We start from the raw sequence: 9,869 nt of genomic DNA, 5'->3' as shown, positions 1-9,869 counted from the left end.
GAGGCCGGCCAGACAGGCGCCGATGCCAAGCAGGGCCGAGAGCAGAAAAATCACCGGCAGACGGAACGACAACAAACGGGCCGTGTTGGCCGGATTGACCAGGAGGGCGAAGATCAGCAATCCGCCGATCATGTCCAGCGCTGCGCCGACCGTCAGGCCGCCCAGCATGATTATGCCGTAATACACAAAAGCGGCCGGGATTCCGCTGGCCGCAGCCAGCTCGCGGTTGAAAAGAACGGCAATTATTTCCTTGTAAAAAAGCCATAAAAAAAAGGCCAGCCCCAGAAAAACGGCACCCAGCATGCCGACCTGTCCGGATGTTACCGTGAGCAAACTGCCCCACATCAGATTCAGGGCCTCCGTTTTCGGGCCGGGAATCATGGCCATCAAGATGAGCGAAAGGCCCATGGTGGCCGAGAAAATAATGCTTAAAACCACGTTGGAGGATGCCCGCGCCCGTTCCGCGAGGGGGCCTACCGCCAAACCGGCCAGGGCGCATGCGATCATGGCCCAGACAAGCGGGGATTGACCGAGCAATAAACCCGTGATGGCCCCGAGAAATGCCGCGTGCGACATGCATATTCCCAGGAAGGGAATCTGCATCAACGTCAGGAAAACACCGATAACGGCGATGCTTCCCCCGCCAAACACGCAGGCGGCCAGCGCGTTCCGGAAATATTCCTCGCGGAAAAGCTCAATCATGATTACCCCGCCAATCGCCCAGACTGCCGTCAAATTGTTTCGTTCCCCCGGCCAGGACAATTGCGCGCCGGCATTCGGCGGGAATTCCGGCGATATCATGCGTGACCATCAGGATCGTAAAACGGTTTTGACGGTGCAACTTACCGAGCAATTGCAGGCAATCCCGCCCGGCCGATTCCGAAAGGTGGGCTGAAAATTCGTCCAGCAAAAGCAGCTCCGGCTCCTGACAAATGGCGCGCGCAATCTGCACTTTCTGCCGTTCGCCGCCGGAAAGCTGGCCGACGGGCCGGTCCAGAAGCCGCCCCACCCCGGCCATTTCAGCCGCCTCTTCCACGATGCCCCTATCCCCGGCCCCAAGCCGGCGGCCCACGCCGATGCGCGCGCAGCGGCCGATGGCAATCACCTCGCGCGCGCTGACCGGCATCGTTTCGTCAAAGGGCAGCCACTGGGGCACATAGCCGATCCGCCGCTGCAAAGCGCGCCGGTTTCGCCAGGAAATCTGTCGTCCGAAAAGAATAATAATTCCGGACGTTTTTGGGGTAAGACCGAGTATGGCGCGCAACAATGTGGTCTTGCCCGCGCCGTTGTCGCCCAGGACAACCGCGAATTCTCCGGCGGCAATATCCAGAGAAATTTTCCGCAATATGCTCCGTCCTTCCAAATGAACGGAGAGATTGGAAATATTCAGAGAGTGCTTCATCACCAATCCGTCTCTGCAATGAAATTTTGCCGGCGACGGCCGGCCAAAGCCGGTTCGCGCGTCACGGTTCAGGACAAGCGCAATCGCACACCGCCATGACATTGCTTCTCAGGGAAACCGCATAGCTGGCCCGGCCGGAAGAGTCCGGCTCGGGAAAATTACTGATGACGGCCAGCGGCAGATCAAGCTCGCGCGCCAGCGTCTGCCCCGTCTTGCCGCTGCTCTGGCGGTTGTCAATTACCAGCCGCGCGCGCGCATCCCGCGCCTTTTGGATAACCTCCTGCAGATTGCGCAACGACAAATCCTCGTCACGTTTATATTCGGCCGCCACCATCAGCCCGGCCCACCCCGCGTAATCCGCGCTCATGGCGGAACAGACCACCGGCACGTTGCGCGTTTTTTCCAGAAACGGGCGCAGTTCCTTTTCAAGGGAATCAATACGCCCGCAATGAGCCGCCAGCCCGGCACGGATAATTTCCGCGTTCCGCGGGAATCTTTCCGCCAGAATTTTTGCCGTCTGTTCCGCCGCCTTTTTCTGGACGGCGGGAACCATCCAGTTGCCGGGCACGGCAACGGCGGTTATGGGCGCATAAGATTTATCATTTTCAAAGGCGGAAAGAAACTGCTCGTAACCATGCCGGAGAACAAGGTCGGCCCGCCTGATTTTTTCTATATCACTGCGCTTCAGCTCAAAATGTCCCGGGCACATACCCCACGGCACGATTGTTTCCGGCCGCAGCGTGCCGCCGGCCAGCGCTTCCACCAGCGCGCTCAAATGCGTGGTGGTGCAGACGATAACAGGAGACGGCGCATTGGTTTGCCCCCTGGCCGCAGGCGCCGCCAGAAAAACAACCGCCCAAATGAGAAATATGATCTTCCGTTGCAACATGACATGCTTTCGCGAAAAAGTTTGTCCGCCTGGCGGAAAACATTGACAACGATTCGCCGGCCGGCTACCCAAGCTCCGCCGGAGGGGCTTCGCCTAGACAAGTTTTGGCCAGCGGTCCGGCCGCCTATATGCGCATACGCAGGCCCGCATAACCCGTAATGCCCGGCAGCGGATAACCGGGAACCTGTTCGTAAGTTTTATCAAATAAATTGTCAAGGCCGGCGAATATTTCCATGTATTTAACGACGGGATAAGCCGCCTTGACATTGACAACGTAATAATCGGCCACTTTCGCGATAGCGCCGCCTGAAAGAATGTCGCTGTCATATAAACCGGCAATATACTGCACTTCGGCCGAAAGACGAAGCTTTTTTACGGTGTATTCGGCCAGGAAACTGACTTCATGCTCCGGAATACCCTGGCGGTTTGCGTACGGATTGCCGGTCTTGGCGTCGTCAATATCGGTATAAGTATAGGAAAGGTTCAGACGCCCGGATTTGACCGGCCGCGCTTCCAGGGCCAGTTCCACGCCTTGCATGTCAAAGGAGCCTGAATTTTGATTAATGCTCTGGGGCGGCGGGGTCGGGTTCGGAACGATCTGGATCATGTTGTGCACCTGCTGGCAAAACGGCGTGACTTCCACGCTGAGAACGGAGCCGACCGTCTGGATCAAACCGACGTCATAGCCCCAGATATCCTCCGGCTTCAGGGTTTCATTGTGGGCCGGGTAAAGATACAATTCGCTGAAACGCGGCTGGCGGAACCCGCGGGCAGCCTTGGCGCGGAGCGTGGTTGATTCGGTCAGGTGCCGCAGCAAGCCGATGTGCGGCAGCGGCTCAACGCTGCGGTCAACGTTGTCAATATGACCGCGCACACCGAGCGTGTTCACCCAGCGCCCCCAGGTCATCTCATTGAAGGCATAGAGATCGTTGTTCTGCTGAACACAACTGCCGAAATTCATATATTTGGCCGGCATGTTTTTCCGGGCCCATTCCACCCAGTCGTCCTGCGGCCGCGCCCACAAATACTGGTATTCGTAACCGACCGTGGGCACGCATTTCAATTCATCGCCCTCAAAAATTGTCCTTGAATATTCCGTCTTGGCGCCGAGCGTGTAGTCCCTGGAATGCCAGTAATCATCAATGCTCGGCATGTTGAAATTATGATTGCCGAAAGTTTGATAAGCCATGACGGAAAAACGCGAATCGTCCCATTTGCCGGAGAGACTGGCGTCCCAGGAACCGCGTTTGTATTGCCGGGTGTCGTTATTGACATACGGGGCATTCTCCGGCCCGGGGTCGTGCCCGAGGTCCGCGAAATACTGCCCGGCCGCTTCCAGCCGCCAGACATCGCTCAAATCCTGCCCCAGGCGCAGCGAGCCGAAATCGGCGCCATATTGCCCGTTGGGCCGGTAACCGGCGGTCTGTTTGTGGTCATAAGCGGCGTAATAATCAAAATTTTCTATCTTGCCGCCGTGGCGCACAACGCCGCGCAATGAGCCGTAACTGCCGTACTGAATGGAACCGTCCGTCTCAAAGCCGGGATCATGCCGGCGGCGGGTGATAATGTTGATAACACCGCCCATGGCGTCCGTGCCGTAAAGCACCGATTCCGGACCGCGCAGGACTTCAATCCTTTCCACGTTGGCAAGCGGCAGGGTTTGGGACACCGTGCATCCAAAGAGCGACATTTTTTCGGGCCGGCCGTCAATCAGCGTCTGGATGCGGCGCATGTTTGATCCCAGGCCGCGGATGCTGGTATCCTGACGGCCGTATATGTTGTCCCGGCGCACGTAGACGCTCGGCTCCGCGCATATGGCGTCCATGACATAATCGGCATTTAAAACGTCAATCTTTTCCCGATCAATCACGCTGACGGCCGAGGTGATATTTTTGATTTTGTTTTGCAGGCGCGTGCCCAGCACCACGATTTCATCCACGCGCAGATAAGTATTGGTGTCCGGCCCGGCGGACTGGACGGGGAACGCGTTGGACTGAGCCCGGCCGGCCGGCGGACAGCCGGCCAGAGCCAGCGCTCCCAGAAGAACGGTGCAAACAAAATTCCCGCCTGCAAAACAATGCTTTTTCATCCCGATGTTTTCTCCTTTATTGCTGTGTTTGTGCGGTTTTTTTGCGGGTCGGCAAAAAAACGGTAATACGATTTCACAAATCGTAATATAACGCAAGCAAAAAAAATATAAAGGCCAGAGGTCTGAACAAGTAGCCATCAGGGCCGCGTCAAGAAAGCCGGAGAGTGATAAAAGGCGAGAGGAGTGCGGTTTAGAGGGCAACAGAAGCAAGATTTGGAAGGCTTTGCCCGCTGCGGGCAGGCCCGGAAGGCGGGACAAGACCATTTTCGGGCAGACTCCGGCCGATGATTTTCGGGAGCAGTAAAGACGTTCCGTGTCGTCTGTTTCTAAAGGAAAGCCTTCCACGGTCTGCGCCTGCGGCGGAACCCGAGGGGGGAAAAGCGCTGCTGAGCAGCGCTGAGGCTTTTTCTTGAACCGTCGGCTGATTGCCTTTGAGGGTGAAGAGGTAGTCGCCCCCCTTCTCCTGAACCACGAAATGCGCCGCTTTTTGCTGGGCCTGCATGGCGTCTGCCGTAACCACCACCCCAGGGCTGTGTTACCCGTGGTGGTAACACAGCCCTGAAATGGAGCCAGCTGTCGGATTTGAACCGACGACCTGCTGATTACAAATCAGCTGCTCTGCCAACTGAGCTAAGCTGGCTTTGATCAACAATGACAGCATTTTTAAGCGGTTTTGATAAATCTTTTTTTCTCGTTGCCACTGTTTTGCAACACTTTGCCACACTTTTTACTTGCAACCCCTGTTTATCATACCACGCTGTCGTCTGAAACAGATAGAAACTTTAAACGAACGAAGATTTTATGGCAAGAATTTTCAAAAGAACGGGAAGCGATTTTTATTACGGCCGGTTCAAGATGGATGGCAAGGAACATTGATTATTGATCGGCGCCAGAACCTTTATCGGGGGCTTTATCCACTTCGCCGAAACCATCTGGCAGATCATTTTCGAGATCCAAGAGTCCGAAAATATTTAGACCAGTCCTCGAGAAAATCCTTCCTTTTCTTACATATCCACTCAAGGAACCAGAGAGATGCATCGCCGAACAGGGGTTCGGCTCCTACCCCCGATTTTGCGCTCTTTTGCGGCAAGTTTGAAATTCCTATGCATTTATTTAGAGCGACTCTGACTACTGACGTTTTATCAAAGAAAAAAGTCAAAGGTGAAACTTTGGCAAAAGATACTCACCATCGGATTGCCTGAAATGGCCGGAATGAAAACGGATATTCTTCCGGCGCTTATTCTTCAGCCCGATTCGTAAAACCCGAATATTGCACGAAATTCGTGCAATATTCGGGCATTAACAGTCCGAGGATAAGGCAAAAGCGGAAGAATGAATTGTGTCCGGTCGAGCTACATGAACCCTACTTTACCTGAACGGCGACGGGCCAGACGGACGGAGCTTGGCGGTAATATTGAAACTCAATGATTTGGAAAACGAGCACCGCCAGCATGAGCGCCACGGCAATCGCGGCCGACACCGTTACGACCATCCGCCAGCGTTCAGGGGAAAGGATTTGATTAAAACTCATATTGCGAAAGTATTATGCCTGCGCCTGCGAAAATGTCAAATAAATATTTACCTTAATTTTGCGCATGCATAATTTTTTGCCGAAAAATTTTTATTGCATAAAAAGAGATATTTGCTAAATTTAAACAATTCTGATTGCGGGGTGGAGCAGCCTGGTAGCTCGTCAGGCTCATAACCTGAAGGTCGCTGGTTCAAATCCAGCCCCCGCTACCCTGCTCGGCGCAGCGCGCGCATGGGCTCCTTTTCCCGCGCGGCGATGCGCACGAGAGGCCGCGTTACAAGACACATGCCAAACGCCATACAATAACGGAGGTCATTAAAATGATTTTAACGTCATATCTCAGGACGAGCCCGCTTGCCGCCTTGATTTTCTGCGGCCTGGTTTGCGGATGCGCGGCGGAAGACAAGCCCGGCGCATCCCAGCCGGCCATCGCGCCCGCGCCGCCGCCGGTTAAAAACATTTTCCAGCCGACCGCGATTGATCCGGCCCAGATCCGCAAAAACATGCAGACCCGGGCGGAATACGAGGAAATGAACCGGAAGGTAATCGCGCGCATCAACGAGCTCTATGAAAAAAATCCGGAAATAAAGGGCTTGCAGGGAAAAATGCGGGAACTGCAGGAAAAAATTGACGCCCTGCTGGCCGAAGACAGCGAATTGACAAAGCTTAAGGAAAAATCGCGGGCCATCGCCCCGGAAATCCCCGCCATGCCGCCCAGGTTCGCTCCGCCGGCCACAAACGCTCGCGCGCCGAATCTTACCATCAAACCGGAGGCGGAATAAAGAGCGCCGGTCGGTTTTCCGATATTCCGGTTGTCAAAGCGGGGTAATACGTGCCACATCGCACTTTTTCTCTCAACGAGGCCGCCGAATATCTGCATCTGCCACAGGCCGATATTGAAAAACTCGTGCGGCAGGGGGAAATCCCCTTTGAACACAAGGGGCCGCGACTGGTTTTCCGCAAAATTGATCTGGACGCCTGGGGTTCAAGACGCATCCTCGGGCTGAACGAAAAAAAACTGTCCGATTATCACAAAACGACTTCCGTTAAAACGGACGCCCTGTTGCAGAGCCACGCGATTATTTCCGAACTGGCCAGGAAAACTGTCATCCGGCTTGACCTCGCGTCTAAAACCAAGCCCTCCCTGCTGCGCGACATGACAATTCTGGCTGAAAAGAGCCTGCTCGTGTTTGATGCAAGAGATCTTTTGCAGAGTTTGGAAGAGCGGGAAAAGCTGTGTTCTACGGCCCTGGCCGATGGATTCGCCCTTCTGCATCCGCGCCATCACGCCCCCTACATGTTTGAAGATTCCTTTATTGCTTTCGGAAAAACGCTCAACCCGATACCATTTGGCGCCCCGGACGGCAGCGAGACCGATTTGTTTTTCCTGATCTGCTGCCAGAATGACCGTTTGCACCTGCACGTGCTGGCGCGTTTATGCCTGATGTGCCGCCAGAAAACATTTCTGCTGCAGCTCCGGGAAGCCGGAACTCCCGCCGAAATCCGTCTTTGCCTGCGGGCCCGGGAACTGGAGGCTATCAAGCAGACCGGCGCCCCCGCAGGGTTGACAACCCGGGACACGGGAATTTCAAAACATTGAACAAGCAACCTCCGCTTTGAACAAAAAAAAACGAACCGGACTCGGAAGGGCGCTTTTAATGCGGAAAAACAACACGGCGGCCGGAGGGCCGCGTGAAATGCAATGATTTCAAAACACGACAGCCAAGTTGTGATTACCAGCCGGGCAAACGCGGTTTTTAAAAGATTGTTCAGCCTGCAAACCTCAAAGGGCATAAGGGAAAACGGCGTTTTCCTGGCCGGCGGCGAAAAAATTGCGGAGGAAATTTTAAGGGATAATCGTCAAAGCGTCATTGCCTTGATCCGCACTCCGGACATGCCGCCCGGCCGGGCCGGCGCGGAAGAAATCATATTTTCAAAAGAAAGATTCAGGGATCTCAACCTGCTCGGAACGTCCGGGCCGTTGCTTGAATTGCGCCTTCCGGCAATGGCGCTTTTCAACGCCGCGGCGCCCTGGCCGGAGGGGTGTTCACTCTTTATACCGTTCGGCGACCCTGAAAACATCGGGGCCGTCATCCGCTCCGCGGCAGGGCTGGGAGTCGGCCGCGTGGTTTTACTGCGGGAGGCCGCCTGCCCTTTTCTGCCGCGGGCCGTGCGCGCTTCAGCCGGAGCGCTTTTACGCATGCGGCTGGAATCCGGCCCGGGACTTTCGGAAATCGCGGCCCTTTCCGCGAAAATCCCCTTTTATGCGCTGGATATGGGAGGCCGGCCGCTGACAAATATCATCTGGCCGCCGGTTTTCGGTCTGGTGGCCGGCATGGAGGGCGCCGGGCTTCCGGCCGGGATCAAGGCCAAAGCCGCGCCCGTATCCATTCCGCTTGAAAAGGGAGTGGATTCACTGAACGCCGCGGCGGCGGTGGCAATCGCATTATGGGACTGGAAGGCAAAAAATGTTCCGCCTGCTTCAGACCGGAATATTCAGCGATAAAACCGACGAGTTCTTTTCAAGCCCCTCTTTTCCCTCCACGCCCGACACATCTATTTTGTATTTGCCGCAGAAACAGGAGGCGCAAAAATCAGACGCGTTTTTGAACGGCGACATCAGGCCTTCCAGGCTGAGATAAGCCAGACTGTCGGCGCCGATAAACTTGCAGATTTCGGCGGTATCTTTCCCGGCCGCGATCAATTCGGTTTTAGTCGCGAAATCAATCCCGAAAAAACAGGGAAAGGCGGCCGGCGGGCTGGAAATGCGCATGTGAATTTCGCGCGCCCCCGCGGCACGCAGGGTGGACACGCGGCGGCGCGAAGTGGTTCCGCGGACAATGGAGTCATCCACGACGACAACGCGCTTGCCGCGCACCACGTCGGCCACCACCGCCAGCTTCAAATCAACGCTGTCGGCGCGCTGTCCGGATTTGGGCATTATAAAAGTGCGGCCGATATAGTGATTGCGGATAAAGCCGTAATCCAGCGGTATACCGCTGCCGCGGGCAAAACCAAGCGCCGCCGAATTGCCGCTGTCGGGGACGGCGATCACGACATCGGCCTCAACCGGATACTCCTGGGCGAGACGCAGACCCAGTTTGCAGCGGATATCGTGGACGTTATACCCGAAAACGACGCTGTCCGGCCGCGCAAAATAAACGTGTTCAAAAACGCATTGGGCGAGCCCTTCCGGACTGGGATCGGCGAAAGCAAAACTGTTCAGACCGGTCTGATCGGCCACCACCAGTTCGCCCGGCCGGACGTCGCGGATAAATTCGGCCCCGATTTGATTCAAGGCGCAGGTTTCGCTGGCAAAAACATAGCCTTTCCCCAGCCGGCCGATGGAAAGCGGCTTGAAGCCGAACGGGTCGCGGGCGGCCATGACGCAATCCCTGGTCATAATTAAAAAGGCAAATGCCCCTTTTAATTCGTTCAGGGACCTGGCGACGCGCCGCGGGCGGTTGCGGAACATCGGGTCGGCCAACAGATGCACGAGGACCTCGCTGTCGGTGCTTGTCTGAAAAATAGCGCCGGCTTCCTGGTACATCCGGCGCAGACTGCCGGCATTAACGAGATTGCCGTTATGGGCGATGGCCCATATGCCGTCGGAACATTCAACGACCAGCGGCTGGACGTTCTGCGGCAGATTGGAACCGGTGGTTGAATAGCGGACATGGCCGATGCCGATGTGTCCCGGCAGGGCCGCGCAGGTATGCCTGGTCAGAACGGAGTCAACCAATCCCATTCCTTTGCTGGAACGGACGCATCCTCCATCGCTGACGGCAATCCCGCATCCCTCCTGACCGCGATGCTGGAGCGCAAAAAGCCCCTGATATATAAGCATCGTCGCGCGGGGAACATCATAAACCCCGAACAGTCCGCATGCTTCGCGGGGCGCGGCATGTTCATTGTGTTTTTTCATGCTATACGTAGCTTTCATTTAAATTTTATATCC

Annotated in this window: 10 protein-coding genes and 2 tRNA genes; 4 read left to right on the top strand and 8 right to left on the bottom strand. The window is 55.7% G+C overall.

Annotation, left to right across the window (positions count from 1 at the left end; all coding sequences use genetic code 11):
* From PHP98_03730 to PHP98_03700, 7 genes are all read right to left on the bottom strand, one after another.
* Window positions 1–735, bottom strand: a 735-nt coding sequence (locus PHP98_03730) for a metal ABC transporter permease (protein ID MDD5482745.1), incomplete at its 3' end; no start/stop codon positions are given.
* Window positions 695–1,345 carry an ATP-binding cassette domain-containing protein gene (locus PHP98_03725; GenBank protein ID MDD5482744.1) on the bottom strand — a complete coding sequence of 217 codons (651 nt, stop codon included), beginning with the start codon at window positions 1,343–1,345 and terminating at the stop codon, window positions 695–697. The genes PHP98_03725 and PHP98_03730, both read right to left, overlap by 41 nt.
* Window positions 1,346–1,463: 118 nt before the next feature.
* The gene (locus PHP98_03720; protein MDD5482743.1) at window positions 1,464–2,291 is read right to left on the bottom strand and encodes a zinc ABC transporter substrate-binding protein; all 828 of its coding nucleotides are present in this window, start codon (window positions 2,289–2,291) and stop codon (window positions 1,464–1,466) included.
* Window positions 2,292–2,415: 124 nt separating this feature from the next.
* Window positions 2,416–4,380, bottom strand: coding sequence for a TonB-dependent receptor (locus tag PHP98_03715; protein MDD5482742.1), 1,965 nt, complete (start codon window positions 4,378–4,380; stop codon window positions 2,416–2,418).
* Window positions 4,381–4,570: 190 nt separating this feature from the next.
* Window positions 4,571–4,882, bottom strand: coding sequence for a hypothetical protein (locus PHP98_03710; GenBank protein ID MDD5482741.1), 312 nt, complete (start codon window positions 4,880–4,882; stop codon window positions 4,571–4,573).
* 62 nt (window positions 4,883–4,944) lie between these two features.
* Window positions 4,945–5,020: transfer RNA gene (locus PHP98_03705), tRNA-Thr, on the bottom strand.
* Window positions 5,021–5,743: 723 nt separating this feature from the next.
* On the bottom strand, window positions 5,744–5,911 hold the full coding sequence (locus tag PHP98_03700) for a hypothetical protein (GenBank protein ID MDD5482740.1): 168 nt from the start codon (window positions 5,909–5,911) through the stop codon (window positions 5,744–5,746).
* A gap of 135 nt (window positions 5,912–6,046) precedes the next feature.
* On the opposite strand from PHP98_03700, the gene PHP98_03695 reads away from it, so the two are divergent.
* The 4 genes from PHP98_03695 to PHP98_03680 all read left to right on the top strand — a co-directional run bounded on the left by PHP98_03695 (window position 6,047) and on the right by PHP98_03680 (window position 8,417).
* Window positions 6,047–6,120 (top strand) — tRNA-Met (locus PHP98_03695).
* A 111-nt stretch (window positions 6,121–6,231) separates the two neighbouring features.
* Window positions 6,232–6,693: a hypothetical protein gene (locus tag PHP98_03690; protein MDD5482739.1), complete on the top strand. Its 462-nt coding sequence runs from the start codon at window positions 6,232–6,234 to the stop codon at window positions 6,691–6,693.
* A gap of 50 nt (window positions 6,694–6,743) precedes the next feature.
* The gene (locus PHP98_03685) at window positions 6,744–7,511 is read left to right on the top strand and encodes a PTS sugar transporter subunit IIA (GenBank protein MDD5482738.1); all 768 of its coding nucleotides are present in this window, start codon (window positions 6,744–6,746) and stop codon (window positions 7,509–7,511) included.
* Between the two features lie 102 nt (window positions 7,512–7,613).
* Window positions 7,614–8,417 carry an RNA methyltransferase gene (locus PHP98_03680; GenBank protein MDD5482737.1) on the top strand — a complete coding sequence of 268 codons (804 nt, stop codon included), beginning with the start codon at window positions 7,614–7,616 and terminating at the stop codon, window positions 8,415–8,417.
* Here the strand turns inward: PHP98_03680 and purF are convergent.
* On the bottom strand, window positions 8,394–9,836 hold the full coding sequence (purF, locus tag PHP98_03675) for an amidophosphoribosyltransferase (protein MDD5482736.1): 1,443 nt from the start codon (window positions 9,834–9,836) through the stop codon (window positions 8,394–8,396). The genes PHP98_03680 and purF overlap by 24 nt on opposite strands.
* Window positions 9,837–9,869 lie beyond the last annotated feature (33 nt).

The organism is Kiritimatiellia bacterium (genome assembly GCA_028715905.1).
In the GTDB taxonomy this organism is placed as follows: Bacteria; Verrucomicrobiota; Kiritimatiellia; order JAAZAB01; family JAAZAB01; genus JAQUQV01.
This window is presented reverse-complemented; position numbering and strand designations above follow the sequence as displayed.